Consider the following 26,059-nt stretch of genomic DNA (forward strand, 5'->3'; position numbering starts at 1 on the left):
ATGTTCTGAGACAGCGTATCTACCGTGGCATGTCCACAGTCACCCCCACAGCGACCCTGCCGCGAGCGACGCTCGCTCGGCGGGGCGCGGTCGCAATTGCGCTCTCGGTCGTCGCCAACGCGCTCGTTCTCGCAGTCGTCCTCGCCAGCGGGGCCGTCCAGCCGTTCGCGCCGCTTTCGTACCCGCCTGTCGTGCTCTTTTCGGCACTCGGCGCGCTCGGTGCAGTCCTCGTGTACGCGATTCTCTCGTCTCGCGTCGAGAACCCCGATAGAACGTTCACCCGTGTCGCGGCCGCCGTGCTCGTCGTCTCGTTCGTTCCGGATATCGGACTTCTGTTCGGCGACCCGCTGGCGACCGTTCCCGGTGTCGTCGTCCTCATGGTGATGCACGCTATCGTCGCCGGGATTTGCGTGGGCACGTTGACGCGGGTCGGGCGGGCACCAGAAGTCGTCTGAATCGTTTTTACTCGACGACGACGGTCCCGACCATCCCCGAACTCTCGTGCGGGACGCAGAAGTACTCGTAGGTTCCTCTGGTTTCGAACGTGTGTTCGTACGACTCGCCGGGGCCGAAGAGTCCGCCTTGCACGTCGTTTCGGGCGGCCTTCTCCGAGTCGAACCCGCCGCTGGCGAAGTACGACGCGGCGTCGGGAACCTCGTCTTCGTAGGCGGTGACGGTGTGCGGAACGTCGCTGTCGTTGGTCCACTCGACTGTCGTCCCCGCGGAGACGGTGAGTCGCTTCGGACTGAAGGCGAAATCGTCGCCCATCGTGACGCGCTTGGTATCGCTGCCACCGCCACCCAGACAGCCAGCGGTCGCGGTCGCAACGAGGGCGGCACCACTCAGACGGAGCACGTGTCGTCGATTCATTGTGAGAAGATTCGGTCGGGGGGATTAGAGTGCGACGAAGAGGTCGGTGACGTACATCACGACGAGTCCGACGAGGAACGTCACGAGGTTCAGTGCCGTTCCGGCGCGACCGTTCCGGCTAATCATGCCGCGCAGTTCCCAGACGACCTGCAGGATTGCACCGACGCCGATAGCGAGGAAGAACGCGCCGAGCGTCGGCGAGAACGCGAGGCTTCCCAACCAGCCACCGAGGATAACGGGGGCACCGGCGAGGACGCCGAGACCGACGAAGTGAGCGAGTCTCGGGCGCTCGCCGCGGGCGACGGGAGCGACGACGGCCGGGCCTTCGGTGACGTTGTGAATCATGAAGCCGACGACGAGGAACGCGCCGAGCGAGACGCGCCCGAGCGCGAACGAACTCCCGATAGCCAACCCTTCGGCGAGGTTGTGCAGGCCGATGCCGAGCGCGACGAGGTAGGCGACCCACAGGCCGCTCTGTGCGCGCTCGTCACCCGCTTCTGCGCGGCCCTTCCGCCACGCGCTGACGGATTGAACGGCGAGGAGGGCACCGATGATTCCCAGTGCGACGAGGGCCGTTCCCTCCCACGCACCCGGAACCTCCGCACCCAACTCGAACGCCTCGAACCCGGCGTCGATAGCGAGGAAGGCGAGGATACCCGCGGAGAACGCGAGAATCGCGTGGAGCCACCGGTCGCTCATCGACTGGAGGAACGGGAACCACAGCATCCCGAGGACGACGGGGATGATGCCGACGAACAGCCCGATGACGGCCATCGTCACCAAGAGGTCGGTCGTCAGACCGGGCGACTGGTTCGGGGCGACGATGGTGTGGTGGACGGTACTGCCGTCGGAGAGCACCAAGGCGACTTCGAGATCCCATCCGGGGTTCCAGTGGTACGGAATCACGACTTGCGCGCTCTCGCGCGGGGCGAGCGTGTTGTCTCCGCCCGCCCCCTCGACGTCGAAGTTCCAGTAGGCTTCGGCGACGAGGACTTGCGAGATGGTCACCTCGTTCGGCCCGTTGTTCGTGACGTGGACGACGACGGTTTCGTCGTTGGGCAGGGTCGTGTGCGTGACCGACACGTCGGGGAGCGGTTCGCCACCAGAATCGAGCGACGACAACGGACTGAACGCGAAGAAACCGCCGACGATGAGTCCAAGCAGGAGAATCGGCAGGATGGCGACGACCCACTTCGGAAGGCCGAACGGCTGTGAGGATTGGGTTGCGGTGCCGCCGTCGGTGTTTGCTTTGCTCATTTAGACCACCTCGAAGAAACTCATCCAGCCGAGTTCGGCGAACTCGGACTGGTGGGCGTGGAACATGTACAGACCGGACTCGTGGTTGGAGTAGTCTAACTCGATGATACCGCGCTGTGCCTGACACTGCATGACTGTATCGACCCGCTTCTGCGTCGGCAGGAGCGTCGTCCCGTGGTCGTAGTAGTCGAAGAACTGCGAGTGGGTGTGGAACGAGTTGATGAGGTCGAACTCGATGGCGTTGACGAGATACACCCGGTGACGCTGTGTCTTGTCTAACTGAATCGGGCGCTTGGTCTCACCCGCCTCCCAGTTGCCGCGGCCGTCGGTCTGGCCGACACCGTAGGCGAACGCGCGGGTGTTGACCGCGTAGACTTCGTTGCCGCCGTCGAAGTTGGTGTCGAACCCGTTCATCACCATCACCATCTCGTTGACGGCGTCGTTCTCGGGGTACTCGTGGTTTCGGCTCTTCGCCTCGGCGACGAGGTCCGCCCGGAGTTCGTCGGTGATCTGCGAGGGGTGGAACTCACAGTACTCCTCGGGTCGCTCGGCGACGCGTTCGGGGTCGGGGTCGATGACGATTGCCCCGTACAGGCCGCGGTGGATGTGCTCTTTCAGCGGGAGCGAGTGGCAGTGGTAGAAGTGACTCCCTGCCGGTTGGGCAATCCACTCGTATGTGAACGACTCGCCCGCGTTGAGGACGCCCGGCCCGTTCGTCGGGACGCCGTCCATATCGGGATTCAGGTTTCGCAGGTGCGGATGGATGGTGTGTGCGTGGCGGCCGAGGTTCTCGAATTTGACGCGAATCAGGTCGCCTTCGACGGCGCGAATCGTCGGCCCGGGAACCTGTCCGTTGTACGCCCACGCCTGAAACTCGATGCCGGGGGCGATGGTGATGGTCGTATCGACGGCCGTGAACGTGAACTCGCGGACGGTCCGACCGTCTTCCTCGTAGATGTCCTGCGGGACGTTCTCCTGTTCGCCGCGTCCGGTGTTGAACTGGTAGAGGTACTCGTGCGGGTCGAAATCGAGGTCACGGTACTCGCCGACCGCGCCGAAGTTCCCGTGGGAGTCGCCGCCGTGACTGCTTGCGTCGTGGTCGCCGCTGTTTCCGCGACCGACGCCGGCGAGTGCTGCGCCTCCTGCGAGGCCCAATCCGCCGAGGACTGCACGGCGGGTGGTCTCGAAGTCGGTCTCGAGAGACTCGACTAATCGCTGTTCTAGTCGTTCTGAAAGCTCAGTTGCTCGTTCGTAATCTAGTGAAGGCATTAACGCAACTCGCTCAGATGGAGGGTGACGACGACTGAGTCGTCGGGGAGTGTTCGCCCGTACGTCGATGTGCCAACTTCAGGCCCGGTCCTACTTTCGATGTTATCATACAAAAAATTAGACGGGTCTAAATTTATAGTTTGTTATGCGCCGTCACGGCTCAGAGAGACGAGACGGTACCGTTGTGTGACGTCGGAAACGCTGGGTCATCGAGTTGCGCACGCGACGACTTGCAACCAATCTTTCTCTCCTTCGAACGACACCGCGCCGAACGCCGTATCGACGAGCAACGAGCGAATTTCGTCGGGCAGATACCGCTCAAAGTACCGGCTATCAGTGCTGTAGCCGCTTTTTCCCCACGTTTCACCGAGAGATAGACGACACCCCCGTCGGTGAGGACGCGCTGGAACTCTCGGAGCGTTCGTCGGGCGTCGTCTTGCGGGACGTGGAGGAACGACACACAATTCCAGACGCCGTCGAACGCGTCGTCTGCGAACGGGAGTGCTCGCATGTCGCCGTGGGCGAACGACCGCGTCAGGTCGAACCTGACGACTTCGAACTTTTCGGAGTCGTACTGCAACCTCGCCTCGCTGTCGGCAGAAAATGGGCCCTATGGGGTTCGAACCACGGTCGCTCTCTGACTCACGGCTTCGCCGTTCGTCGTATTGCGACACTTCATGTCGCACTTGCTCCCTGATTCGAACCCCCTCGGTCGGCAGGTTCGGCCTTCGTTGTCACTCAGGGCACTCACATGGGCCCTATGGGGTTCGAACCCATGACCACCCGGTTATGAGCCGAGCGCTCTGACCAGACTGAGCTAAGGGCCCGCACTCTGTTGGTTTTCTCGGCGTATTCTTATGTCTTAGCAAACGGAGTCGAGCACACCCAGTGCTCGACAATCGAGTTCGGAGAGAAGCGCCGCCGCCAGGACTCGAACCTGGGACCACCTCGTGACTGCGAAACCAGCCGGGACTGAAATTTCTTAACAGCGAGGTGCTCTACCAACTGAGCTACGGCGGCTTACACGCCAGTCTATTGGAGACAGTTTGAAGTGGATTTCGTTTCTCCGCGAAACCTAGGTGGTTGCAATGTGACAGCACCACATGCACAAGGATGCGTTCTACTTCGACCAGTTAGGAGAGACACATCTCCGTGGACAAGCAGCAGAAGCAATCGTCAAAGCCGCTTTTCTCCGTCGTGGAATACCCGTGCTCGTCCCCGAATACGACAACGAACCCTACGACCTCGTCATCCAATTGGGCGACGAATTCCTCCGATTACAGGTCAAGACGGGATACGATTCAAACGAAGGGACTGTAACCTTCGAAACGGTGAGCACCCGCTCTCGTGCGAACGGGTACGAACGGTCACATTACGAGGACGCAATCGACTATTTCGCAGTGTACAGCCCAGAAGTCGAACAAACATATCTCGTCCACATCGACGACGCTGCGTCGGGAAAGATGCAACTCAGATACGAACCGCCGGCAAACAACCAACGAATCGGCATTAATTGGCACGAAGACTACGCCCTCGATGCAGTGCTTTCCAAATTGTACGATAAACCAACGGCTCGAAGCGATTAATCGTAGAGAGAAGCGCCGCCGCCAGGACTCGAACCTGGGACCACCTCGTGACTGCGGAACCAGCCGAAACTGAGATTCCTTAACAGCGAGGTGCTCTACCAACTGAGCTACGGCGGCTTTCTGCACTCCATCGTATTCGACGTTTATTCATAGGGCTTTCGTTTTCGCCCGACGGCTGAGAGGTGCCACCGTCTCTCGATGCGACGGGCGCACCGTCACGCTTTCGCCGTCCGGGCCGGAAGCGTGGGTAATGACTGACTCGGACCTCGATAGGGTTATCGCGGCGGTCCGCGAGCGAATCGACCCCGACGAGGCGGAGCGTCGGGCGCTCTCGGACGCGGCGAGCGAACTCGAATCCCGCGTCCACGACGCCCTCGCCGACCTCTCCGTCGATGCCGACGTACTCCAAGTCGGGAGCACCGCTCGGGGGACGTGGCTCTCGGGTGACCGAGATATCGACCTCTTCGTTCGCTTTCCCGACGACCTCTCGCGCGAGGAACTCGAAACCTACGGCCTCGAAGTCGGCCACGCCGTCCTCCCGGATGGGCACGAGGAGTACGCCGAACACCCGTACGTCAAGGGGACCTACGATGGCTTCGACGTGGATTTGGTTCCGTGCTACGACGTGCCGACGGCTCCCGATATCCGCTCCGCAGTGGACCGCACGCCCTTCCACAACGCGTATCTCGTCTCCCACCTCGACGACGAACTCGCCGCCGACGTGCGCGTGTTCAAGCGCTTCTTGAAAGGCATCGGGGCGTACGGGAGCGACCTCCGCACTGAGGGTTTTTCGGGTTACCTCGCCGAGTTGCTGATTCTCGAATACGGTGGGTTCGAGTCGTTGCTCCGTGCCGCCGCCGACTGGACACCCCCCGTCTCGTTCGACCCGGAAGACCACGGGACGCGAACGTTCTCGGACCCGCTCGTCGTCATCGACCCGACCGACCCCGAGCGAAATGTCGCCGCGGTCTGCTCGGCCGAGAACGTCGCCCGACTCCAACACTACGCCAGAGACGTCCTCGACGACCCTCGGGAGTCGCTCTTCTTCCGTGCCGACCCCGACCCGCTCGATTCTGAAGGCGTCCGAGAACAACTGGAGCGTCGGCAGACGACCCCCGCGGCAATCGTCTTCGACACCCCGGACCTCGTCGAGGACCAACTGTACCCGCAGCTCCGCAAATCGGTGTCGGGCGTCGCCGCCGAACTCGACCGACGCGACTTCGACGTGTTCAGAAAGGCGGCGTTCGCCAAGAATCGGGCAGTGCTGTTCTTCGAACTGGCCGTCGCGGAGCGCCCCACAGTCGAGCGCCACACCGGCCCGCCGGTCCACGTGCGACAGCACGCAGAGGGCTTTTTCGACGCCTACGCGGACGACGACGAGGCGTACGGGCCGTTCCTCGACGGCGACCGATTCGTGGTCGAGCGAGAACGCGAGTTCACCTCGGCCGAAGCGTTCCTCACGAGCGAGGCGCTCTTCGACGTCGCACTCGGCACACACGTCGAGGAGATTCTTCGAGCAGGCGAGTACGAGGTACTCGTCGGTGAGTCGGTCGCCCAACTCGCAGGAGAGTTCGGCGCAGAATTCGGGGCCTACTTCGACCCGAGACCGTGAGTCTCGCGGATTTCTGCGACGAGTTCTTCGGTCTCGTCGGTCGGGTCTTCGTCCGGTTCCATCGCGGCCCGGCCGTCGAACGTCTCGTGGACGATTGCGATGCCTTCTGAGAGCGTATCGAGACCGTAGCCGCCTTCGAGGACGTACGCGAGCGCGGCGTCGGTGTTCTCGCACACCGCCTGGACGCACTCGGTGAGCATCGCGTAGCCCTCGGTGGAGACGCGCATCCGCGAGATGGGGTCGTAACGGTGGGCGTCGAAGCCGGCGCTCACGATGAACAGGTCGGGGTCGAATCGTTCGACTGCGGGGGCGATAGTCTCCTCGAAGGAGTAGACGTAATCGGCATCGCCCGCGCCAGCAGGAAGCGGCACGTTCAGCGTCGTTCCTTCGGCCCCGTTGGTTCCCGTCTCGTCCACGTGGCCGGTACCGGGGTAGAGACCGTCTTCGTGAATCGAGGCGTAGAACACGTCGTCGCGGTCGTAGAAGATGTCCTGCGTGCCGTTGCCGTGGTGGACGTCCCAGTCGAAGATGGCGACGCGGTCGGCGTCACCGGCGTCGATGACGGCCTGTGCCGCGACGGCGGCGTTGTTGAAGAAGCAAAATCCCATCGCGTCGTCTTCGACGGCGTGGTGTCCCGGCGGGCGGCCGAGGGCGAACGGGGTCTGGCGGCCGCTCGCGCCTTCGAGTGCCGACTGGGCAGCCCACACCGACAGACCGGCAGACGCGAGCGCGGCGTCCCACGACGCTTCGACGGCGACCGTGTCGGGGTCCCAGTTACCGCCGCCGTCTTCGCAGAACAGCTCGAACTCGTCCACGTAGGCATCGTCGTGGACGGCGGTCACCGTCGGTTTGTCCGCCGGGGCGGCCGAGACGTACTCGACGCCGTGGCGTTTGGCGAGCCCTCGCCTAATCGCGCGCAGGCGGTCGGCCGTCTCGGGGTGACGCGGCCCGGTATCGTGTTCGAGACACGTTTCGCTGTACCCAAATTGCATTATTCGAAGAGGGAAAAGTACGTCTCGATATCTTCGGCCTGTACGGTCCGGCGGTCGGCGTGGTGGGCGAGTTTCACCGCCGCACTCGCCACGTTGTGGGCGTAATCTTCGAGGATGTCCGCGAGGGCGATTCGAGCGTCCATTGAGACACGGTATTGGTCATCGATATTGAGCCGAGCGATACGGTCAATTGGTGCGATAGGAAGTTCGAGTTCGTCGCGGTCAACGATCTGTTGGACGCCGAAATCCTCGGCCATCAGCGTCTTTCTCCCGTCCGCCGTCGCGTGCTCCGCGGCGTCGATTGCCAGTTCCGAGCCGTGGACCTGAATCCGCTGAGCGAGCGCTTCTGCGGCCCCTGCACTCACTCTGAGGGAACCAGCGTTTTGCCGAATAATTTCGTCTACCGGGGCGAACGGTAGCTCGACACTCATACCCACATATCGGGAGTGTGCGGGGTATAATCCTTTCCGTACTGAATCGTCAGGGATTTTATCAGAAATCGCGGTCGAGCCGAGTTATCGCTGTGCGCCGGTGTGGACTTCGACCGAGTCGGCGGCGATTCGGCCGTCGGTTTCGATGCCCTCTACGGTCACTTCGTCGCCGAGTCCGAGTTCGGCGTCCGTCTCGACCGTCTTCGTCTGGGTGCCGTCGTCGAGGATGACGGGGTTGCCCGCCTGCACGACGGTGCCGGTGAACTCGACTGCCTCGCCCGTCGCGGCCGAGGAGTCGTCATCGGAGCTACTGGTGTCGGTGCTGCTCGGTTTGTCGCCGTCGGAGAACGCACCGAGACCCTCGCTGTTCACAGAGGTCGCTTTCGCCTTCGATTCGGCTTCTTCGGTGACGCTCGTATCGGGCGCGTCGTCCATCACGGAGATGGTCGAGCGCCAGCCAGCGGAGGCTTCGAGGTCGTCCTGCCAGCCGTCCTTGATCTGCACGTCGGTGACGACGACGTAGTCGGCGAGGTCAACGTCGCTATCGGCGTGGTCGCCCCACATGGCGACGCGGATGTCGCCCGTCTCGTCCTTGACGCGGATGTTTCTGACCTGCCCCTGCGAGCCGTCGTCGCGGTCGAAGGTGCGCTTGCTGTCGGACTCGATGACGCCGCCGGCGATATCGGCCGTCTGGCCGATTTCGAGCGACGCGATGTCGGTCGTCTCGGGGACGTACTCGATGGACTCGTCGATGACTTCGACCGCGCCGCGCGAACCGACGTGGAGTTCGAGCGAGCCGTCGCGTTCGCGGACGTAGCCGTCCACGACTTCGACCGACTGGCCGGTTTCGAGTTCTTCGGCGAGGTCGGCGCGTTCGTCCCAGAGCGTCACGCGCACGCGACCCGTCGCGTCACCGAGCGAGAGGTTCGAGACGCGCCCCTCAGAACCGTCGTCGCGGTCGAAGGTGCGAATCGTCCCCGTATCGAGAATCTTCCCTTTGAGGTTCACGTCGGAGAGACCGAGCGCGAGGTCCTCGACTCGGTAGGTGTCGAGTACCTGTACATCGACTTCCGCTTCGATGTCCTCTTCGACCTTGCTGGCGCTGACTTCGACGCCGTTGAAGCCGTCCTTCGGTCGGCCCGCGATTCGAAGCACCGTTCCGACTTCGAGGTTCTCCTCGGCACCGGCGGCCATCTCGTCCCACAGCGAGACGCGAATCCGACCCGTCTCGTCGGCGACTTCGATGTTGACGACCATACCGTCTTCGTCCTCGCCGTCGCGCTCGAACGTCCGAACGTCGCCGATGCTGACGACCTTTGCGAGGAACTTCACGTCCTCCATGCCGGGTTCGATATCGGCGATACCGTTTACTTCCTCGTCGCGGAGTTCGTGCGCGATGAGCATCGCCGCCGTCTCCTCGTCGGCGAGTCCCCCCATCTGCTCGACCTTGTCGTTTACTGCGGCTTCGAACTCCTCGAACGGAACGTCCGTATCGAGGTCGTCGTACACCTCGCGGATGACGCTCATCGGGCGTCACCACCCCATTCTGCAACCGTACCCCATCGGAGACCACACGTCGCATTCATACTATGCTCGAACAGGGAAGGCCGGCGCTTAAGCATTGTTTTCCTCGTGGTTCGGCGGCCACCGGAATCGAACGACATAGCGCGATTGGGGCCGTCTTCGGACATGAACCTTCGCCCGAGATTCGCCCGAGAGCGGGACCTTCAGTTCGACTGTCCCGCCGGTGTCGCCTCGACGACGGTTCGCCGGCCGTTCGCGTCGTCGTGGACGACGACAATCTCACCCGGCACGCCGTACTCGTAGGTGAGCGCCACCCGGTAGCCGAGTGGTTCGAGCGCCTCTGTGCACTCTTCTCCCTCCTCGCGGTTCTCGACGGTTTCGACGACGAGACGCGTCGAATCGTCGTCCTCGTCGTATCGCGCGCTCGCCAGTCGTAGCCCGGAACAACCGTTTCGACCGACGACACAGCCGATAACGTCGATCTTCGACTCGCTGAAGACGACCGTGGTCTCGCTCGCGTTACACTGGTCTGCTTCCTCGGGCGTCAGACTCGCTTCGACGAGCATCGGCTCGCTTGGTGTCTCAGTCGGCGTCGATGTCGTCGTCGTAGTCGGCGACGTCTCGGTCTCGGGAGAGGAGTCGCTCGTACACCCCGCAAGTGGGAGGCTGGCACCGACCGCGACGAGCAGGGTGCGTCGTTTCACTGGCGAGGGCTACGGAGGGGCCGAAAAAAGTCCTTGCGTCGGACCGTTGCCACGCGGGGTCGGTCGCCTCCCCGTGACGTGGTCCCGCGGTTCACTGGCAGTTCACATCGTAACCGTCTTAAGTAACCGTGAGGTACGGAGTAATGCAGCAATCAAGTCCTGATAGGGTAGTGGACTATCCTCCTGGCTTGCGGAGCCAGGGACCGGAGTTCAAATCTCCGTCAGGACGCTACATTTCCGGAAAACTAACCTCCGAGAGACCTCTGTGTCTCTCGGTCTGTTTTCCGGTTATGCGTTCTCCAAGGAGATTTGAGCAAGGAGCGAAGCGAACGCAGTGAGTGAAGTGACTGAGTTCAAATCTCCGTCAGGACCATCCAAATCAACAGCCCTCTGTCTCCCGCTTCACGACCCGAGAAAACGCACTCACGAACCCCTCCCACCGGAGCGACCGCTCACGCCAAGCCACGAAAAACGAACCCGCCGATTACACGTCGTCGTACGGGGGTTCTGGCACAGTTGGGCCCTCCTCGTCGCGTCGGACAATCGAGGGTGTCGTCCGGGTCCGCTGCGGCCGTGGCCGTTCCTCTGACCGCGGTTTCCCAGCCCAATCGGCGTGGCACTCGGGGCAGTAGTTGCCCTTGTACGTTCGGGTGAACAGGTAGTTGTCACCACACCCGATGCAGATTGGTGACTGGGTCATGGGGCGACACCTCGTGTGAGGGTTGCGGGGGTGGTCATGTGCTATCACACACCATATGTCTTCGAGAGGGATAAGTATGCCCGCCCTACGACTGGTTAGCCAGACATTCCGCGGACTCTTTACTCGCCCGCGGTGAACTGTTTTGCATGGACGATGCGCTCCGTGCCGGCGCCGCAATCTACAACGCGGGAGCACACCGAGCGGCCCACGGTGCGTGGGAAAGTGTGTGGCTAACCCTCGACAAAGACTCCGACGACGAGCGCCTGCTCCACGGACTCATTCAGTTCACGGCCGCGGTTCACCACGCCCACGCGGGCAACGTCTCCGGGGCGACGGGACTCGCAACGAGCGCACAGGAGTACCTCGACGGACTCGACGAGGACTACCGAGGACTCAACCTCGCCGACGTACGCGACTCGCTCGAACGTCTCGAATCAGACCCCGAGCAGGCCGTCGAAGACGGTGTCACAGCGCTCTACGTCGATGGCGTCGCGGTGACGTACGACGACCTCGATTTCGACGCTATCGCGCTCGCGGCCGAGACGCTCGCCGAAGAGCTATCGGGGTACGACGACGCGGTCGTCGAGGACGCAATCGACTACGCCCGCGACGAGATTTCGACGGGAGTCAAAACGCAGTTCACGGCGATGGTCTTCGACTTCGTCGGCGACGAGACGCACCGTCCCCTCGTCTATCAGCGACTGTGCGAGCACGTCGATAGAAAACGACAACGAGAGAGTGACGTATCTGGGCTGTTCGACTAGGCGTCTTCGATAGGTTCGCCTTCGAAGGTGTACTCGGCGGAGTTGTCGATTGGGTCGTAGCCGAGCACGTCGCGGGCGCGGTCGATAGAGTAGTACTTGCGGTCGTTATCCGAGATGCCGTAGACGATTTCGAACTCGTAGTCGGCCTCGACGCAACACTTGAACAGCTCGGCGCAATCGCGGTACGAGAGCCACATGGCTTGGCCGCGCTCGTACTCTCTGGGCGGGTGGTGCTGGGTGAGGTTTCCGATGCGGACGTTCACGACCGAGATGTCGTAGTGGTCGTGGTAGTAGCGGCCGATGGTCTCGCCCGTCGCCTTGCTCACGCCGTAGAGGTTGCTCGGCCGCGGGAGTTCCGACCCGTTGAGCCGGAAGTCGTGTTCCGGGCGGTACATATCGGGCGTTCGGTCTTCGGTCTCGTACGCGCCGACGGCGTGGTTCGACGACGCGAACGCGAACTTCTCGACGCCCGCATCGACGGCCGCCTCGTACATCTTCTGCGTGCCGTCGATGTTGTTTCGGAGCACGCTGTCCCACGGTGCCTCGGGACGCGGGTCGCCTGCGAGGTGAATCACGGCGTAGACGCCTTCCATGGCGTTCTTCACTGCGACTGCGTCGGTGATGTCCGCAACGAACACGTCGGTCGGATCGACCGAGTCGGGAATCTTCTCATCAGACAGTGGCTCGCGGTCTAACAACCGCCAGTCGTACGCGTCACCGATGTGTTTCAGTATCGCCTGGCCGACGCGCCCGCCAGCCCCCGTCAACAAAACCGGCTGGTCCATTCGAATCTACGTCCGACAAGGGAAGATAAGTAAGGACCGGTTCGCGCCCGAGGGCGCCCGCGACCGGCGAACTTTACCGTTGGCCGACAGACAGCGACCTATGGTCACCGACCCGCAAGCCGCCTGCTTCGAAGCGGGCATCAAGTTCGGTTCGCTCTATCACCAGTTCGCCGGCACCCCGCTGTCGCCGTCGAGCGCCCGGAGTCTCGAACGCGCGATGGCCGAGTCCATCGAGAACCAACCGTACTGCGAGTCGGTCCGCGTCGAGATTCTCGACGACGCGCTGGAAGCCGAACTCAACGAGTCGTCGGCCGACTACACCGAACTCACGGGCGAGTTCATGGAAGTCGAGATGCGCATCGAGTACGAGGGCGTGACGGTCCGAACGAAGATGGAGATGGAAGACGGCTATCCGCTGATGAAACTCGTCTCCGTCGAGGAATGACGCCGCGAATCTCGGCACGAGGGCTCGTCGTCGAGAAGGGCCGATTGCTGACCACACGGTACGAATCTAACGACGAACGGTGGTTTCTGACACCCGGCGGCGGCCAAGAACTCGGTGAGACACTCACGGAAACAGTTCGACGCGAAGTCCGCGAAGAGACGGGCTACGAGGTCGGCGTCGAATCGCTCGCGTTCGTCAGAGACCTCGTTCCGTCGAATCATCACGGAGACGGCGACGACGACAATCACCGCGTAGACCACTTCTTCTGGTGCGAACTCGCCGACGACGAACCGACTGCCCCGACCGAGTTCGACCGGAAGCAGGACGGAGTCGAGTGGCTCTCGCTCGACAGACTCCCCGTGGTGTCGTTCTTCCCGTCGGGACTCGTCGGCCCGCTGTTGGCGCGGGTCGAAAGCGGCAATCGGGACGCGAGTTATCTCGGAGACGTTCGGTGAGAATTCGGGCTCGATCGCACCTGTGGCGCTCGATTTCACTTTCACTTTCGGGCTCGTTTTTAAACCCTCTCGTACTGAATACTATCGTATGAGTCAAGCGACACTCGGTGACGACGCCCTGTTCGGAGAAGCAGCAGCAGAGATGCGTGCAGACGTGGAAGAACACCTCGACGAAGCGCGAGCGGTCCTTCCCGATGCTGACGACGTGTGGGAGACGGACGCTACGAACGTCCTCGGCGTGCTCAACGGCCTTCGCTCGTCGCTCGACGTCGAAGATGCCTCTGAACACGTCCACCAGGCGAAGAAGTGGTACGTCATCGGCTCTCGCGCCGACGCCTTCGACGACCCAGAAGACCTCGAAGAAGCCATCGAGGAACTCGAAGAACTCCTCGAACTCGTCGAAGAGGCCCACGAACTCGTCGGCGAACTCACGAACACGATGCCGAAGCTCAAAGGCGCACTCGCGGACGCCGCAGAGACCGCGGAGGAAGCAGAGGCTGACGCCGACGAGGACGAGGTGGAAGAAGAGGAAGCGGAAGAGGAAGAGGAAGAGGAAGAGGAAGAGGAAGAGGAAGAGGAAGAGGAAGAGGAAGAGGAAGAAGAGTAGCGACGCGAACGCTCACACACGCGGTCGGTCTTCGACCGCGCCGATGAGCGACGCGAGGGCCTCCGTCGCCCGCGTCTCGAGTTCCGCACCCAGCGCCGAATCACCCTCTCCGGGGTCGCCGACCACGCCGTTTTCTGCGAATTCGTCCGAGTCGTGAGCCAGATTCACGCCCGCGACCCACTCTCCCCAGCGGTCGGCCGCGCCCTTCTGTGCCTCCTCGATTCGGTCTTCTCGCACGAGTTCGGAGTGCGTGTGCCGAAGGAGTGCAGTCTCCAGTGGGCCGCCGTGACCCATCTTCGAACTGTGCTCGCCGACGGCGTCGAACCACGTGAAGGCGACCGAGTAGGCCTCGCCCGACCGCGAGACGCGCCGACAGACTTCTGCGAGGGCTTCGACGTTGCCGCCGTGGCCGTTGACGACGACGACACGGTCGAAGCCGTGACTGGCGAGCGATTCGATAGTCTCGCGGACGTACGCGCGGAACGTGTCGGGTGAGACCCAGAGGGTGCCGGCGAAGTTCCGGTGTTCTTCGGCGACGCCGACCGGAATCGTCGGGGCGACGACCACGTCGCCGTCGTAGGCGTCTGCTCCACCTTCTGCAATCGTTTCGGCGTTGAGCGCGTCGGTGCCGAGCGGGGCGTGCGGGCCGTGTTGTTCGGTGCTCCCGACCGGAAGGAGCGCGAGGTCGGTATCGAGGTCGGAAACGTCCGTCCACGTGGCCTCGGAGAGTCGCATGGCGGAGGAACGCAGGGCGGTCCCTTAGTGTATGCTGTCGTCAGCGCGTCAGTCGTCGCTGGCGTCAACCTCCGCTTGGCGGCGGGCGGCGCGCTCGATGAACTCGTCGGGAAGTTGGTCGATTTCGCCGGCTTGGACGCCCCAGAGGTGGGCGTACAGTCCGCCGTCGCCGAGCAGGTCGTCGTGGGTACCGTGTTCGACGATGTGGCCGCCTTCGAGGACGACGATTTGGTCGGCGTCTTTGATGGTCGAGAGGCGGTGGGCGATGGCGAACGTCGTTCGGTCTGCGGTGAGTTCGTCCAGCGACCGCTGGATGAGCATCTCCGTCTCGGTGTCCACGTCCGAGGTGGCCTCGTCGAGAACGAGGATTTCGGGGTCTTTCAGGATGGCACGCGCGATGGAGACACGCTGGCGTTGGCCGCCGGAGAGTTTCACGCCGCGCTCGCCGACTTTCGTGTCGTAGCCGTCGGGGAGGTTCGTGATGAACTCGTGAGCCTCGGCGGCTTTGGCGGCCGCGACGATGTCGTCGTCGCTGGCGTCGAACGTCCCGTAGGCGATGTTCTCTTTCACCGTCCCGTAGAACAGGAACGTCTCTTGGCTCACGTAGCCGACCTGTCGGCGGAGGCTCCGAAGCGTCACCTCGCGGAGGTCCTGTCCGTCGATTCGGATGGCTCCCTCGTCCGTGTCGTACATCCGCATCAGGAGTTTGAGGACGGTCGATTTCCCCGCTCCAGTGGGACCGACGAGTGCCAAGGTTTCGCCGCCTGCGACGTCGAACGAGATGTCTTCGATGATGTTCTCGTTCTTGTCGTAGCCGAACGAGACGTCGTCGTACTCGACGCGTCCCTCGGTGATATCGAGTTCGGGAGCGTTCGGCTGTTCTTCGAGGCGGCCGGGTTCGTCCATCAGGCCGAAGATACGGGCGCTGGAGGCGCGAGCGCGCTGGTACATGTTGATAATCTGGCCGAACTGGGCGAGCGGCCAGACGAACTGCTGGGTGAGCAGGATGAACGTGACGAACTCACCGACGGCGAGCGTCCCCGTGAAGGGACCGGGACCTTCGCCCTGGATGACCCACAGGCCGCCGACGAGGAAGGTGAGCGTGAAGCCGATTCCGGCGAGGATTCGCAGGGCGGGGAAGAACTTGATGCGCGTGTCGATGGCGTCCCAGTTGGCGTCGAAGTAGTCGCCGGAGACGTCATCGACGCGGTCGGATTCGTGGTTCTCGGCGTTGAACGTCTTGATGACCTGAATCCCGCCGAGGTTGTTTTCGAGGCGGGAGTTGAGCGTGCCGACCGACGAGCGCACGTCGGCGTACTTCGGCTGGATGATTTGGATGAACTTCCACGTGAACAGCGAGATGAGCGGGACCGGAAAGAGCGCGACGAGCGCGAGTTGCCAGTTGTAAGAGAGGAGAATCGCCGCGATAGCCACGACCATCACCGAGAGTCTGAAAAAGGAGTTCATCCCGTCGTTGAGGAACCGTTCGAGTCGGTTCACGTCGTTCGAGAGGATGGACATCATCTCGCCGGTCTGTTTGTCGGCGAAGAACTCCATATTGAGTCGCTGCATCTGGTCGTAGGTGTCGGTCCGGATGGCGTGCTGGATGTGCTGGGCGAAGGAGTTCCAGCCCCAGTTGCGAAGCCAGTGGAACGCCGCGCCGCCGAGGAAACTCACGACGATGATGCCGACGGCGAAGTAGAACTGACCGACGCGCGTACCGGGGACGAACGGGGCGACCCACGCCTCGGGGATGACGGGGAACCCGGCGGCGAACGATTTGTCCTGCCGGATGATGGCGTCGATAGCGAGGCCGAGAACGACGGGGGGGAGGAGGTCGAGGATGCGCGCGGCGACACTTGCGAGCACGCCGACCACGAACTGCGCGGTGTTCTCGCGGCCGTACTCGTCGAAGAGCCGACGCATCGGATTATCGACCCGCTCTTTCTGCACTTCGAACGGGTCGTCATCCGTATCTGGAGGCATGAGACTGTTGCAGGGGACCGTTACAGTAAAATGCTCTGGTGTGGGCGTGGGACGCCGGTTTTCACCACCAGTTACAGCACTCTGGACTCTATTTCGGCGTCGATGCCTGCTTCTTCGAGGTCCTGCCGAATCCGCTTTCGGAGCGGGTCGGGGACCGTCTCGCGGCCGACGGGAACTGCCGTCTCGCCGTCGCCTTTCACTTTCCAGTAGAGCACGCAGTCCGAAGGCTCGTAGTACTCGATGCTATAGATGTCGTCCGCACCCTGATAGTGGACTCGCGCGGCGAATCCTTCGCCGTTCCATCCTTCGAGTTCAGCCAGCGCCGTGACGTGTTCGCCCATGTGTGTTCCCTCTCGGCGGAGGCTTTCGGAGGTTTCGCTTTCACTCGGTGACGATTCGGTCGCCGACTTCGATTCCGTTGTCGGTCGTGTAGTTGTACGGGAGTTCGAGGACGTATCGACCCTCGCCGCGGTAGCGCGCCAAGTCCGACTCGCTCGTCCCCTCTGGGTCGAGTTCGGCGTGATGGATGGTCGTAATCGTCCCGTTGTCGGCGACGAACACGATGTCGATGGGGAAGGCCATCTCGCGCATCACGTACGCGTAGGTGCCCGATTCGTCGTGGACGAACCACATTCCCTCGTCTTCGCCGAGCGATTCGGTGTCGCTCAGGCCGGTGTACCGTTTGGCGTAGGTGTCGGCGACGCGGGCATCGACAGTCGCCAGCGTGTCGTTGGTCTCGGCATCGACGACGGTGAGGGTGGTTCGGTTGTAGTCGTCGGTCGCACCGGGGACGGCCGCGGGGTTGGTGACGTAGACGGCGACGCCCGCGACGACGAGAATGCCGACGACGAACGCGAACGAGCGGAGGCGGGCCATATAGAACGTGACGGGTGCCTGCCGTCTAAGGATTCCGGCGCGCGTTCGAAACAAAAACCGTTATGAGCGCGAACCGGTTCGAATGAATTGCAGGGCTCGTGGTCTAGTTGGTTATGACGCGGCCTTTACAAGGCTGAGGTCGGTGGTTCGAATCCGCCCGAGCCCACTTCTGACGACACAACACGACGAGCGTAGCGAGGAGTCTGTGTCGTCTGAGTGGGCGACAAGGATTCGAAGCAGGGAGCGAACGAAGTGAGCGACTGAGGTTCGAATCCGCCCGTGATATTTGAAATTCAGCGAACAAGAAGTCCAGAAATAATCCCAACTTTGCGAAGAGGCTTAGCAAGGGCATATGCGACCACCGGGAAAGCCAATACCGTCAGATCAGTCATAATCGGCTCTTGCAGATAGACTGGAAGCAATAATATCGCCCCTGCTACAGCAACAACATACCCCAGTAACGGGTCGGCATCCGATTCATGAGATATTGCGGACATCACGACAAAAAATGAGAGAATTACAGGAAAAAATACAGGATTCGCCAACCCGGTTCCGAATTCAAACCCATCAATAAATGACTGGAGATAGTATCCGCAGATGCCCTCCAGAACAAGCAACCCGAGCATCGAGTATAGGAAACGGTTCGAAATTTTCGGATTGCCATTTTGGTAGCGACCAGTCCACCACAACGAGAAAATAATCATTAGCCAGGTTAGCACCAGTGCGAAAATGAACGGAAGCATATTTGAACGGAGATTTGGGCTCTGCCAGAACATGTACATGAATGTATACTGGAATCGGATATACGACTCAGCCCATGCTCCGAGGTAGATACCCGCGAGTACTACAACCCCCAATGCGAATCCACGTGGACCAGAGTCCAATTGAGCCATGAGATTCGTTAGCCGACGCTCGACCCCAATTCGGAGCGAAGCATCCCCATATACCCAGCTCACAATTAGCGCGGAAATCACGACCATCTCCACGTAGAAACTGACCTGAGTAACGAGGGCAACCGCGGCCGAAAACAGAAACAGGTAGCTAGCGATTGGACCTACCCGTAACCCTGATGTTTGATTGTATATCTCGTCTGAGACTCCTTCTAGTAGTCCCAAAGTAAAGAACGGTACAATAAGCACACATTGGGAGAAAATAGTCAATGAATACACTAGAATAGTCTGCTCGAAAAACGATAGTCTACCTAACTGAGGTGGTACGAGACCCAACGTAAGTGTGAAGTAGAAAAAAACAACCCACTGTAGAAAAACTAGTAGTGCGTAGCCACGCTGAGAGTGTGGCTGGGGCAAGAAGTTCGCTTTGATAGTAACAGTCCTAGTGACGACAGCACAAATCCACAGAACGGTTCCATACTCAAGTATCCAAAACACAGTCTCAAACTCGGGGTATGCTAATACTGCGAACGGAAGAAGCGAACCAGAGAGACCTATAACAAACCCTATTCGCTCAAGAAGAGACGAAACAAGTAATGGGGTCTCGGTGAGGATATTGAGAATTGCATACACCGATACCAAGTACCGAGGAGGAACCCTGTCCAGTAAATCTGATTTGTTTTGCAAAGTCAATCACGTGATGTTTTTGTAGTCGATAAGGATATGTCGAAACCACATAACGTTGGCACACTCAGAATTGTAATATTATTCATTTGAATTGATTAGAGTCAAGCGGGTCGAATCCGCCCGCACCTACCATTTCCACACAAACAACCCTATTTCCCTCCCCGACCCACATCAATCGTGACACCCAAAGCCCTCAAACAACGACCACGCCGAACCCTCGCAGTCGTCGGCTACGCCCTCGCGGTCTTCGTCGCCTCGGTGGTCAACCCACCCGGCGGTGGTCAAGAGATGGCGACCACAGGTCCCTTCGGTCTCGTCGGTGTGGACAAGTGGCTCCACGCGATTGGATACACCGTTCTGAGTGTCGGTCTCGCGTCGGCGCTCGACGCCCGAACTCGACGACTGCTACTGGCCAGCGCGGCAGGTGCAGTGATTTACGGGGCGGGAATCGAAGTCGTTCAAGGGTTCCTCCCGTATCGGAGCCTCAGTATCGCCGACTTCGGGGCCAACGCGTTGGGTGCCGCGCTGGGGGTGGCGATTTGGGTCGCCGTCTGTCGGACATCAAACAGATGATAAACATCTCGTGAGTAGGATTATCAAGGTCTCACTCGAAGAGGCGCAACGCGAGGGCAACAAATGGGCATTGGCACGAAACGGACGGCGAAAACACTGGGACTCGCGGGCGCTGCTGCCGCTGGAACGTATCTGTTGGCACTCCGGCCGTGGCACAGCCGGTGGGGCGCGACGGACGACGAAACAGGCACTCCGCTTCCGGGCGACGACTTCGTCGCGGACGCGACGTCGAGTACGACCCGGGCAATCACGATTGCGGCACCCCCGCTGGCGGTTTGGGCGCGAATCATTCAACTGGGGCACGAAACGTACGACTCCGTCGGCGCGACTCGATTCGACGAGTGGCTCGGTCTCTCTGTTCGGAGACAGAACCCACACGGCGCGGACGGACAGCTCTCGTTGGGAGACGAACTCCGACTCGGGCCGGCAGTTTCGGGGCTGCCGGTGTTCTCGGTTGCGGTTATCGACCCGGGTCGAACCCTCGTACTGAGCACGCCGGGGTGGGAGACGAGGTCGAGTGCGGCGACGTGGACGTTTGCACTCCGGCGAGTCGGTCCCGGTGCGACGAGACTCATCATTCGATTCCAGAGTCAATCACGGACAGTTCGAGAGCGAGTGCGCAACCGACTCGTGGGCGAACCCCTCCAGTTCGCGCGCGAGCGAGCCTTGCTCAAAGGCGTCCGAGAACGGGCAGAGCGGGCACAGTCAGTCCCTCGCGGCGGCCGGCGAAGCTAACCCTTCGCGGACGGTCGATTCGAAAGTCTTTTTCCCTCTGTCCGGCTTCGGGTGAATGCAAGCCGCCTTAGCTCAGACTGGGAGAGCACTCGACTGAAGATCGAGCTGTCCCCGGTTCAAATCCGGGAGGCGGCATTTTCCTGCGAACAACGTGAGCAGTGAAAATGCTCCCGAGCGGATTTGAATCAAAGAGCGACCGCAGGGAGCGACTGTGGTTCAAATCCGGGAGGCGGTACTTCTCTGAACCCACCCACCGAGCGAAGCGAGCGTGGTGGGTTCTGTAAGTGCGAAAACGACCGATTGAACCCGGCGAGTCGCAACCGCGAGTGCAACGAGCGGTCCGTCTCGACTCGGTTCAAATCCGGGAGGCGGCATTTTCCTGCGAACAACGTGAGCAGTGAAAATGCTCCCGAGCGGATTTGAATCAAGGAGCGACTGTGGTTCAAATCCGGGAGGCGATACTTCTCATGAGAGCGACCCGTGAGAGAGCCTGCCAAATCGATTCATTCGAGAACATCAACTGAGGAATAAATTCGGACGAATCGGTGGTGGAGTTGAATCAGTCACTAACGAGCTTTTAGCAGGCCACGGAAACGGACAGAGCATCGTTTAACGGGGACAATTCGAGGAGAGGTGAGCAGGAAAAACGCACTCCCCGAGGGTAATGCGACGAGTGAGTAACTGGTAAAAACATCGGCCGTCCGTTGACGGAGAGTTAGTAAAGGGGCTATAATCGATTAGGCCCGCAAAGGAACGCTTCGGCACGGCTTAATTCTCCTGAGTGAGACCTTCCAAGGCCGAAGTAAGTCGAATTCAGCCCGGACGTAACAGGAGAGAACGAACAGTGACATCCGGCCAGAGGAAGTCGCTGCCGAACGCCGGCAAGTAGGTATTAAGAATCTTATCAGTATTGTAACCACGAAATACAGTGTTTTGGGAGTCTCCATAACAATGTGAGGATAGACCAACAGTACGGGTATGTCTCAGGAACAGCAAGTGCCGGGACGGACCCCGTCGGCTCGAAGGCGAACACTACTGCAGGGAATCGGCGTGCTGCTCGGCAGTGGTCTCTTCGCTGGCCAAGTAGCCGGAAAGGTCTCTGGTCAAGGAACTCTGTTCTCGCTCGACGAGCAGTCGAACGGGGACGGTCTCGTGTGTACGGTAACACAAGGCGACACGGAGTACGAACTAACCCCGTTGGTTGGGACCGAGCCAGTCGAGGAGTTCTACGACCTTCGAATCCCGGAGTTGAATGCGGCAGACAACGGCGGAACGGACCCCGGTGAGGGACCGTACTTCGCCTCAGTCGGGACTGAGTCCCTCCAGCGTGAAGCCACGTCGGTGCTGTTCCTGTACGAAGGGCCGAACGGCCTGAGCCTCGTCATCGTGCACGGAAAGCTGTACGAAGGTGGCGAGAGCGCGGTCACGATGGAGTACGCCAACCTCCCGACCGACCTCGAATGGCTCGTCAGAGACGACTACTACATCAACCCCAACACCGGCCAACGCGCGAGTACGAACTACGACAACTGGGACACGACTGGAGCGACCCGACTAATCGACTGGCGCTGGGCGGCGGCCCGAACCGACGGTGGCGTCCTCGGATACTTCGATGGCCCGTTCTCCATCACCGTCACCCCGTTCTTCAACGAAGACGCCTCGCTGTACCAAGACGGGTTTGCCGACTTCACTGGATGGGAAATCCTCTCCGGTGACCTCGAATCACCCAACCGTATCTCGCTCGACTTGGACGAGCCAATCACCATCACCTGTGAGGAACCCTCCGACGACGAAGGCGAGAATGGGGAAGACAACGGGAACGGTAACGACGACAACGACAACAACGACGACAACGACAACGGCAGCGACAACAACGACGACGACAACGATAACGACGGTGGCAACAACAACGACGACGACGACGAGAAAGACGAAGAAGACGGGAAAGATGACGGAGACGACGGTGGTGAAATCTGCGAAGTCCAATCGTAGAGATCCACTTCGAAACACGCTGAATGTACCTCAGGTGTGACAGACTGCGTCTCCGGACGCTCGTCTATGAGCGTCGATTGCCCTCTCGCGGTTCGAGCACACTACGGGCACTTTCTGTGCGAAGATAAGTGAAGAGAAATCGAAGCGACTCCCAAAACCGAAAATAGAAATTCTGAGGCAGGACAAACAACTTATAAGAGATATCTAGGTCGGCGTGCCGAATTACGTTCGAATAGGCACAAGTATGGCCGTTTCAGGCTGTTTTGGAAACTCCATCCAACACACGTCTGTTCGTTGGCACGAAATTGCACAAGACTTATCCGTCTCACCCGGCACTGTTCAAAAGCAATGGCGAAAGGTACGGTTGATTTCTTCAACGACACTGGCGGCTATGGTTTCATCTCGACTGAGGACGCGGACGACGACGTTTTCTTCCACATGGAAGATGTTGGCGGTCCAGACCTCGAAGAGGGTCAGGAAATCGAATTCGACATCGAACAGGCCCCCAAGGGCCCCCGCGCGAAGAACGTCACCCGCCTCTAAACAGGCCGACGTTCCACCGCTGAATCTCACACACTGACGAACTTTCTTCCGTTTTTCACACCAACTACTGGCGAGACAGGGTCTGGATAGACCGCCGTCTCTCGCGCCGATAATTTCGGACGAGTCAGAAGGCTCATATCCATTGGCAGTTGTGCATGAAATGAACAACAATGCCCGACGAGCAGGAGCAACAACACGCCCTTGGTCACGACGATTCACACATTGGGAAGGGCCTGTTCGAGGAGTCGATGGGTCCCGGTTCGTCCTTTGCACACCTCTACCGTGGAGAAATCCACCGAATGAAGTTGTGGCGAGAGCGCCTCGACAGAACGAGCAACTGGGCGATTACGCTCATGGCCGGTATCCTGACGTGGTCGTTCTCCGCACAAACGCACCCGCACTACATCATCTTGCTCGGCGTCGTCACGCTCAGCATCTTCCTGTGTATCGAGGCCCGGCGCTTCCGCGCCTACGACATCTGGCGGTCACGCGTGCGGATGTTCCAACAGAACGTCTTCGCCTACGCGCTCGACCCGGACGGTGGTGTCGTAGACGAGAACTGGCGGCAGAAACTCGGAAACGACTACCGGATGCCGAACATGAAGATGTCCTTCGAAGAGGCGTTAGCACACCGTCTCCGACGGGTGTACCTCCCGCTCTTCGTCGTGATGCTCGCGGCGTGGGTCATCCAACTCACGGCGTATGCAGACACGTCGAACCTCCTCGTGAGTGCGGGAATCGGAAGTGTCTCCGGGGTCGTCGTCACCACTCTGGTGGCCCTGTTCTACGTGGGGATCATGGCGATCACGTTCCGACCGCGCGACTGGAAGGTCAACGGCGAACTCATCCCGAGCGAAGTGACCGGGTGGACCCGACCGGACCGCGACGACGCATAGAGATTCGAATCGTTTTTTACTGCCCTTCGCCTCTGTGTGGATGCGCCGCCTTAGCTCAGACTGGGAGAGCACTCGACTGAAGATCGAGCTGTCCCCGGTTCAAATCCGGGAGGCGGCATGATTTCTCTGCGATTCGACGAAGGAGCGAAGCGACTGAGTCTATGAGCAGGAAATCTGCCCTCGGACGGATTCTGAACCAGCGAGCAGCGCGAAGCGTTGCGAGTGAGGTTCACGCGAACGGAGTGAGCGTGAATACGTGAGAGGCGCGTCTCACGGCGTTCAAATGCGGGAGGCGGCATACTTCTCTGAGGCCGACCATCGAGCGAAGCGAGCGTGGCGGAGTCTGTGAGTGCAGAAACGGACGGATTTGAATCAAGGCAGCGATTACCCGCGTCCGCCCGCCAACTTCGCTGCCGCCGGAAGGCCCCGAAGTCGCCACATCGCCAGTGCGCCCACGACGGGTCCGATAATCAGGGGTGCGAACGCCCACTGCCAGCCGATTCGCTCGGCGACGATGGGCGTGAGTTGAATCGAGAAGACGGTCAAGAGGAACCCGAGCGCGGTCTGTAGGGTGAGCGCGGTACCCATGTAATTCGGGTCCGCGAGTTCGGAAATCGCAGTCGAGAACTGTGCCGAGTCGGCGACGATTGCGAAGCCCCACAGGAGGACGAACGGAGCGACGACGAGCGGAGATGCCCCGAAGATGAACCCCGCGAGGAGGCAGGCAGACCCGCTGAGGAGCAAACTCGCGGCAGTGATGGTCGTCCGCCCCCATCGGTCGGCGGCCCGCCCGGCGACGAGCGCGCCGAGTCCGCCGATGGCAATCGTCCCGAAGGCAGTCAACGCAGCGGTCGTCGGCGTGGCGAGTGGGCTCTCAGACGCCCCGTACGAAATCGTCAGATAGAGCGGAATCCACGTCCAGACGGCGTACAACTCCCACATGTGGCCGAAGTAGCCGATGTTGGCGAGGAGTGTCGGTCGGTCGCCGAGGATGCGGCGAACGGCACTCGGGTCGAACGGTGCGGCGGGCGACTGATACGGACCCGGTCGAACGCGAAGGACGAGAATCGCACTGAGCGTGGCGAACCCGGCCGCGCCGACGAGAACGAGTCGCGGCTGGTCGATGCCGCCGACAGCGCGCAAGAGATGCGGGAGCGCCGTGCCGATAGTGAGCGCACCGATGAGTGCGCCAATCGCTAGCCCTCTGCCCTGTTCGAACCATCCCGCGATGAGTTTCATGCCCGGTGGGTAGACGCCTGCGAGCGCGACGCCAGTCAGGAACCGAAGTCCGACTGCGACGAGAGCCGACTGAACGACCGTCCCGAGAGCCACTGTCGCGCCCGCGCCAATCAGCGCCGACCCGGCGAACAGGTAGCGAGTCTGGATGACATCCGACAGCGTGAGCGCGGCAGACGCGAGCGCGCCGACGACGAACCCGAACTGGACGGCGGTGGTCAACCACGCCGCTTGCGTCGAAGAGAGTCCCCACACCGTGGCGAGTTGCGGCGCGACGGCGCTCGCGCTAAACCACAGAGACATCGCAAACAACTCCGCGAGCGAGAGGAGCGCGAGCATCCGCCACTTCGGTTCGTTCACACCCGCAGTAATGGCTGTGCGAAGCGAGTGGAAATCACGGGTGTGCATCGGTGTGGCCGCGTTATATCTCTCGACTCTGTTGGCCGGACTGTTCTTCGATACGGAACTCCCACCCGAGGATGTCCTGCATCGGTTCGACCTCAGAGAAGAGACTCGGGTACCACGCGTTGTCGCCGAGCGTCTCTTGGACGCGGTCCCAGTCGTGGTCTTCGATGGGGTGGAGTGTGCCGTCGAGGACGACGCTCCGCCACTCGTGTCGAGATGCGGCGGTCCAGACGGTGAAACACGCGCGTTCGGTCTGCTCGGCGAAACTGACCTTCTTCGACGTTTCGCCGGGCCGGAGGAAGACGAAATAGAGCGACCCGTTCGCTTCGTCGTACCCGAACGACAGCGGAATGCCGTAGGCGACACCCTCGTCGGCGAGCGAGAGGACGCCGACGCCCTCGTCACGGAGGAGGCGTGCGATGTCCTCGTCGTCCATCTCGGTACCACTGAGTTCTGCGAAATCCGGGACCATGGGAAAGGTACGCACGGAATCGGCATAAACAT

Annotated in this window: 29 protein-coding genes and 7 tRNA genes; 16 read left to right on the forward strand and 20 right to left on the reverse strand. The window is 61.0% G+C overall.

Features of this window, described 5'->3' with window-relative positions; translation table 11 throughout:
* Positions 1-29 precede the first annotated feature (29 nt).
* Positions 30-455, forward strand: coding sequence for a DUF6069 family protein (locus ACFQJC_RS13675; RefSeq protein WP_390224387.1), 426 nt, complete (start codon positions 30-32; stop codon positions 453-455).
* Between the two features lie 7 nt (positions 456-462).
* On the opposite strand, the gene ACFQJC_RS13680 is transcribed toward ACFQJC_RS13675, so the two are convergent.
* The 6 genes from ACFQJC_RS13680 to ACFQJC_RS13705 form a co-directional block, all read right to left on the reverse strand.
* The gene (locus tag ACFQJC_RS13680) at positions 463-870 is read right to left on the reverse strand and encodes a plastocyanin/azurin family copper-binding protein (RefSeq protein ID WP_390224389.1); all 408 of its coding nucleotides are present in this window, start codon (positions 868-870) and stop codon (positions 463-465) included.
* A gap of 24 nt (positions 871-894) precedes the next feature.
* Complete coding sequence (locus ACFQJC_RS13685; RefSeq protein WP_390224391.1) at positions 895-2,127, reverse strand: ZIP family metal transporter; 1,233 nt, start codon at positions 2,125-2,127, stop codon at positions 895-897.
* Positions 2,128-3,396 (reverse strand): multicopper oxidase domain-containing protein, encoded by a 1,269-nt coding sequence (locus ACFQJC_RS13690; RefSeq protein ID WP_390224393.1) that lies wholly within the window; start codon positions 3,394-3,396, stop codon positions 2,128-2,130.
* 160 nt (positions 3,397-3,556) lie between these two features.
* Positions 3,557-3,976 (reverse strand): class I SAM-dependent methyltransferase, encoded by a 420-nt coding sequence (locus ACFQJC_RS13695; RefSeq protein WP_390224395.1) that lies wholly within the window; start codon positions 3,974-3,976, stop codon positions 3,557-3,559.
* A 172-nt stretch (positions 3,977-4,148) separates the two neighbouring features.
* Positions 4,149-4,223 (reverse strand) — tRNA-Ile (locus tag ACFQJC_RS13700).
* Positions 4,224-4,312: 89 nt separating this feature from the next.
* Positions 4,313-4,416: transfer RNA gene (locus ACFQJC_RS13705), tRNA-Asn, on the reverse strand.
* 83 nt (positions 4,417-4,499) lie between these two features.
* Here ACFQJC_RS13705 and ACFQJC_RS13710 point away from each other — a divergent pair.
* Positions 4,500-4,982: a group I intron-associated PD-(D/E)XK endonuclease gene (locus ACFQJC_RS13710; RefSeq protein WP_390224397.1), complete on the forward strand. Its 483-nt coding sequence runs from the start codon at positions 4,500-4,502 to the stop codon at positions 4,980-4,982.
* 13 nt (positions 4,983-4,995) lie between these two features.
* On the opposite strand, the gene ACFQJC_RS13715 is transcribed toward ACFQJC_RS13710, so the two are convergent.
* Positions 4,996-5,099 (reverse strand) — tRNA-Asn (locus tag ACFQJC_RS13715).
* A gap of 133 nt (positions 5,100-5,232) precedes the next feature.
* Here ACFQJC_RS13715 and cca point away from each other — a divergent pair.
* Positions 5,233-6,594, forward strand: coding sequence for a CCA tRNA nucleotidyltransferase (gene cca, locus ACFQJC_RS13720; RefSeq protein WP_390224398.1), 1,362 nt, complete (start codon positions 5,233-5,235; stop codon positions 6,592-6,594).
* Here cca and ACFQJC_RS13725 read toward each other — a convergent pair.
* The 4 genes from ACFQJC_RS13725 to ACFQJC_RS13740 form a co-directional block, all read right to left on the reverse strand.
* The gene (locus ACFQJC_RS13725; RefSeq protein ID WP_390224400.1) at positions 6,573-7,586 is read right to left on the reverse strand and encodes a histone deacetylase family protein; all 1,014 of its coding nucleotides are present in this window, start codon (positions 7,584-7,586) and stop codon (positions 6,573-6,575) included. The two genes, cca and ACFQJC_RS13725, sit on opposite strands and share 22 nt — an antisense overlap.
* Positions 7,586-8,017, reverse strand: a complete 432-nt coding sequence (locus ACFQJC_RS13730; protein ID WP_390224402.1) for a histone — start codon at positions 8,015-8,017, stop codon at positions 7,586-7,588. Before ACFQJC_RS13730 ends, ACFQJC_RS13725 begins: the two co-directional genes overlap by 1 nt.
* 84 nt (positions 8,018-8,101) lie before the next feature.
* The gene (locus ACFQJC_RS13735; protein ID WP_390224404.1) at positions 8,102-9,544 is read right to left on the reverse strand and encodes a single-stranded DNA binding protein; all 1,443 of its coding nucleotides are present in this window, start codon (positions 9,542-9,544) and stop codon (positions 8,102-8,104) included.
* Positions 9,545-9,744: 200 nt separating this feature from the next.
* Positions 9,745-10,245, reverse strand: a complete 501-nt coding sequence (locus ACFQJC_RS13740; RefSeq protein ID WP_390224405.1) for a hypothetical protein — start codon at positions 10,243-10,245, stop codon at positions 9,745-9,747.
* Positions 10,246-10,401: 156 nt separating this feature from the next.
* Here ACFQJC_RS13740 and ACFQJC_RS13745 point away from each other — a divergent pair.
* A tRNA-Arg gene (locus ACFQJC_RS13745) sits at positions 10,402-10,474 on the forward strand.
* Positions 10,475-10,729: 255 nt separating this feature from the next.
* Here the strand turns inward: ACFQJC_RS13745 and ACFQJC_RS13750 are convergent.
* Entirely contained in the window at positions 10,730-10,945 is a 216-nt protein-coding gene (locus ACFQJC_RS13750) for a DUF7564 family protein (protein ID WP_390224407.1), read from the reverse strand.
* Positions 10,946-11,091: 146 nt separating this feature from the next.
* Between ACFQJC_RS13750 and ACFQJC_RS13755 the strand changes: the two genes are divergently transcribed.
* A complete protein-coding gene (locus ACFQJC_RS13755; protein ID WP_390224409.1) occupies positions 11,092-11,709 on the forward strand; it encodes a DUF309 domain-containing protein in 618 nt (205 codons plus the stop codon).
* Here the strand turns inward: ACFQJC_RS13755 and azf are convergent.
* Positions 11,706-12,494 carry an NAD-dependent glucose-6-phosphate dehydrogenase gene (gene azf / locus ACFQJC_RS13760; protein WP_390224411.1) on the reverse strand — a complete coding sequence of 263 codons (789 nt, stop codon included), beginning with the start codon at positions 12,492-12,494 and terminating at the stop codon, positions 11,706-11,708. The two genes, ACFQJC_RS13755 and azf, sit on opposite strands and share 4 nt — an antisense overlap.
* Before the next feature lie 100 nt (positions 12,495-12,594).
* Between azf and ACFQJC_RS13765 the strand changes: the two genes are divergently transcribed.
* The 3 genes from ACFQJC_RS13765 (at position 12,595) to ACFQJC_RS13775 (ending at position 14,001) form a co-directional block, all read left to right on the forward strand.
* Positions 12,595-12,939, forward strand: a complete 345-nt coding sequence (locus ACFQJC_RS13765) for a dihydroneopterin aldolase family protein (protein ID WP_390224413.1) — start codon at positions 12,595-12,597, stop codon at positions 12,937-12,939.
* Positions 12,936-13,394 carry an NUDIX domain-containing protein gene (locus ACFQJC_RS13770; protein ID WP_390224415.1) on the forward strand — a complete coding sequence of 153 codons (459 nt, stop codon included), beginning with the start codon at positions 12,936-12,938 and terminating at the stop codon, positions 13,392-13,394. The genes ACFQJC_RS13765 and ACFQJC_RS13770 overlap by 4 nt, the downstream gene beginning before the upstream one ends.
* Before the next feature lie 88 nt (positions 13,395-13,482).
* Positions 13,483-14,001, forward strand: a complete 519-nt coding sequence (locus ACFQJC_RS13775; protein WP_390224417.1) for a DUF5790 family protein — start codon at positions 13,483-13,485, stop codon at positions 13,999-14,001.
* A 12-nt stretch (positions 14,002-14,013) separates the two neighbouring features.
* On the opposite strand, the gene ACFQJC_RS13780 is transcribed toward ACFQJC_RS13775, so the two are convergent.
* From ACFQJC_RS13780 to ACFQJC_RS13795, 4 genes are all read right to left on the reverse strand, one after another.
* Positions 14,014-14,736, reverse strand: coding sequence for a creatininase family protein (locus ACFQJC_RS13780; protein ID WP_390224419.1), 723 nt, complete (start codon positions 14,734-14,736; stop codon positions 14,014-14,016).
* 48 nt (positions 14,737-14,784) lie between these two features.
* Positions 14,785-16,722 carry an ABC transporter ATP-binding protein gene (locus ACFQJC_RS13785; protein WP_390224420.1) on the reverse strand — a complete coding sequence of 646 codons (1,938 nt, stop codon included), beginning with the start codon at positions 16,720-16,722 and terminating at the stop codon, positions 14,785-14,787.
* 71 nt (positions 16,723-16,793) lie between these two features.
* Positions 16,794-17,063 carry a DUF7538 family protein gene (locus ACFQJC_RS13790; protein WP_390224422.1) on the reverse strand — a complete coding sequence of 90 codons (270 nt, stop codon included), beginning with the start codon at positions 17,061-17,063 and terminating at the stop codon, positions 16,794-16,796.
* Positions 17,064-17,103: 40 nt separating this feature from the next.
* On the reverse strand, positions 17,104-17,598 hold the full coding sequence (locus ACFQJC_RS13795) for a DUF192 domain-containing protein (protein ID WP_390224424.1): 495 nt from the start codon (positions 17,596-17,598) through the stop codon (positions 17,104-17,106).
* Positions 17,599-17,690: 92 nt separating this feature from the next.
* On the opposite strand from ACFQJC_RS13795, the gene ACFQJC_RS13800 reads away from it, so the two are divergent.
* A tRNA-Val gene (locus tag ACFQJC_RS13800) sits at positions 17,691-17,764 on the forward strand.
* A gap of 127 nt (positions 17,765-17,891) precedes the next feature.
* Here ACFQJC_RS13800 and ACFQJC_RS13805 read toward each other — a convergent pair.
* On the reverse strand, positions 17,892-18,374 hold the full coding sequence (locus tag ACFQJC_RS13805) for a hypothetical protein (protein ID WP_390224426.1): 483 nt from the start codon (positions 18,372-18,374) through the stop codon (positions 17,892-17,894).
* A 978-nt stretch (positions 18,375-19,352) separates the two neighbouring features.
* Between ACFQJC_RS13805 and ACFQJC_RS13810 the strand changes: the two genes are divergently transcribed.
* The 7 genes from ACFQJC_RS13810 to ACFQJC_RS13840 all read left to right on the forward strand — a co-directional run bounded on the left by ACFQJC_RS13810 (position 19,353) and on the right by ACFQJC_RS13840 (position 24,032).
* A complete protein-coding gene (locus tag ACFQJC_RS13810) occupies positions 19,353-19,748 on the forward strand; it encodes a VanZ family protein (protein ID WP_390224427.1) in 396 nt (131 codons plus the stop codon).
* A gap of 63 nt (positions 19,749-19,811) precedes the next feature.
* Entirely contained in the window at positions 19,812-20,483 is a 672-nt protein-coding gene (locus tag ACFQJC_RS13815) for a hypothetical protein (RefSeq protein ID WP_390224429.1), read from the forward strand.
* Positions 20,484-20,544: 61 nt separating this feature from the next.
* Positions 20,545-20,618 (forward strand) — tRNA-Phe (locus ACFQJC_RS13820).
* An 843-nt stretch (positions 20,619-21,461) separates the two neighbouring features.
* A complete protein-coding gene (locus ACFQJC_RS13825) occupies positions 21,462-22,475 on the forward strand; it encodes a hypothetical protein (RefSeq protein ID WP_390224431.1) in 1,014 nt (337 codons plus the stop codon).
* A gap of 348 nt (positions 22,476-22,823) precedes the next feature.
* A complete protein-coding gene (locus tag ACFQJC_RS13830) occupies positions 22,824-23,018 on the forward strand; it encodes a cold-shock protein (RefSeq protein ID WP_390224433.1) in 195 nt (64 codons plus the stop codon).
* A gap of 170 nt (positions 23,019-23,188) precedes the next feature.
* Entirely contained in the window at positions 23,189-23,914 is a 726-nt protein-coding gene (locus tag ACFQJC_RS13835; RefSeq protein ID WP_390224435.1) for a DUF2270 domain-containing protein, read from the forward strand.
* A gap of 44 nt (positions 23,915-23,958) precedes the next feature.
* Positions 23,959-24,032, forward strand: a tRNA-Phe gene (locus ACFQJC_RS13840).
* A 266-nt stretch (positions 24,033-24,298) separates the two neighbouring features.
* Here the strand turns inward: ACFQJC_RS13840 and ACFQJC_RS13845 are convergent.
* Positions 24,299-25,489, reverse strand: a complete 1,191-nt coding sequence (locus ACFQJC_RS13845) for an MFS transporter (RefSeq protein ID WP_390225627.1) — start codon at positions 25,487-25,489, stop codon at positions 24,299-24,301.
* 82 nt (positions 25,490-25,571) lie between these two features.
* A complete protein-coding gene (locus tag ACFQJC_RS13850; protein WP_390224437.1) occupies positions 25,572-26,027 on the reverse strand; it encodes a pyridoxamine 5'-phosphate oxidase family protein in 456 nt (151 codons plus the stop codon).
* Positions 26,028-26,059 lie beyond the last annotated feature (32 nt).

It is taken from the genome of Haloferax namakaokahaiae (assembly GCF_042663225.1).
Classification (GTDB): domain Archaea; phylum Halobacteriota; class Halobacteria; order Halobacteriales; family Haloferacaceae; genus Haloferax; species Haloferax namakaokahaiae.

Bases quoted from the DNA above. Each gene is read 5' to 3' on its own strand.
- ACFQJC_RS13770 (WP_390224415.1), top strand. From the start codon at position 12,936: ATGACGCCGCGAATCTCGGCACGAGGGCTCGTCGTCGAGAAGGGCCGA.
- ACFQJC_RS13690 (WP_390224393.1), bottom strand. From the start codon at position 3,396: ATGCCTTCACTAGATTACGAACGAGCAACTGAGCTTTCAGAACGACTA.
- ACFQJC_RS13835 (WP_390224435.1), top strand. From the start codon at position 23,189: ATGCCCGACGAGCAGGAGCAACAACACGCCCTTGGTCACGACGATTCA.
- ACFQJC_RS13750 (WP_390224407.1), bottom strand. From the start codon at position 10,945: ATGACCCAGTCACCAATCTGCATCGGGTGTGGTGACAACTACCTGTTC.
- cca (WP_390224398.1), top strand. From the start codon at position 5,233: ATGACTGACTCGGACCTCGATAGGGTTATCGCGGCGGTCCGCGAGCGA.
- ACFQJC_RS13845 (WP_390225627.1), bottom strand. From the start codon at position 25,489: ATGCTCGCGCTCCTCTCGCTCGCGGAGTTGTTTGCGATGTCTCTGTGG.
- ACFQJC_RS13755 (WP_390224409.1), top strand. From the start codon at position 11,092: ATGGACGATGCGCTCCGTGCCGGCGCCGCAATCTACAACGCGGGAGCA.
- ACFQJC_RS13685 (WP_390224391.1), bottom strand. From the start codon at position 2,127: ATGAGCAAAGCAAACACCGACGGCGGCACCGCAACCCAATCCTCACAG.
- ACFQJC_RS13730 (WP_390224402.1), bottom strand. From the start codon at position 8,017: ATGAGTGTCGAGCTACCGTTCGCCCCGGTAGACGAAATTATTCGGCAA.
- ACFQJC_RS13725 (WP_390224400.1), bottom strand. From the start codon at position 7,586: ATGCAATTTGGGTACAGCGAAACGTGTCTCGAACACGATACCGGGCCG.
- ACFQJC_RS13795 (WP_390224424.1), bottom strand. From the start codon at position 17,598: ATGGCCCGCCTCCGCTCGTTCGCGTTCGTCGTCGGCATTCTCGTCGTC.
- azf (WP_390224411.1), bottom strand. From the start codon at position 12,494: ATGGACCAGCCGGTTTTGTTGACGGGGGCTGGCGGGCGCGTCGGCCAG.
- ACFQJC_RS13830 (WP_390224433.1), top strand. From the start codon at position 22,824: ATGGCGAAAGGTACGGTTGATTTCTTCAACGACACTGGCGGCTATGGT.
- ACFQJC_RS13775 (WP_390224417.1), top strand. From the start codon at position 13,483: ATGAGTCAAGCGACACTCGGTGACGACGCCCTGTTCGGAGAAGCAGCA.
- ACFQJC_RS13850 (WP_390224437.1), bottom strand. From the start codon at position 26,027: ATGGTCCCGGATTTCGCAGAACTCAGTGGTACCGAGATGGACGACGAG.
- ACFQJC_RS13675 (WP_390224387.1), top strand. From the start codon at position 30: ATGTCCACAGTCACCCCCACAGCGACCCTGCCGCGAGCGACGCTCGCT.
- ACFQJC_RS13825 (WP_390224431.1), top strand. From the start codon at position 21,462: ATGTCTCAGGAACAGCAAGTGCCGGGACGGACCCCGTCGGCTCGAAGG.
- ACFQJC_RS13765 (WP_390224413.1), top strand. From the start codon at position 12,595: ATGGTCACCGACCCGCAAGCCGCCTGCTTCGAAGCGGGCATCAAGTTC.
- ACFQJC_RS13785 (WP_390224420.1), bottom strand. From the start codon at position 16,722: ATGCCTCCAGATACGGATGACGACCCGTTCGAAGTGCAGAAAGAGCGG.
- ACFQJC_RS13805 (WP_390224426.1), bottom strand. From the start codon at position 18,374: ATGTTCTGGCAGAGCCCAAATCTCCGTTCAAATATGCTTCCGTTCATT.
- ACFQJC_RS13790 (WP_390224422.1), bottom strand. From the start codon at position 17,063: ATGGGCGAACACGTCACGGCGCTGGCTGAACTCGAAGGATGGAACGGC.
- ACFQJC_RS13780 (WP_390224419.1), bottom strand. From the start codon at position 14,736: ATGCGACTCTCCGAGGCCACGTGGACGGACGTTTCCGACCTCGATACC.
- ACFQJC_RS13680 (WP_390224389.1), bottom strand. From the start codon at position 870: ATGAATCGACGACACGTGCTCCGTCTGAGTGGTGCCGCCCTCGTTGCG.
- ACFQJC_RS13710 (WP_390224397.1), top strand. From the start codon at position 4,500: ATGCACAAGGATGCGTTCTACTTCGACCAGTTAGGAGAGACACATCTC.
- ACFQJC_RS13735 (WP_390224404.1), bottom strand. From the start codon at position 9,544: ATGAGCGTCATCCGCGAGGTGTACGACGACCTCGATACGGACGTTCCG.
- ACFQJC_RS13815 (WP_390224429.1), top strand. From the start codon at position 19,812: ATGGGCATTGGCACGAAACGGACGGCGAAAACACTGGGACTCGCGGGC.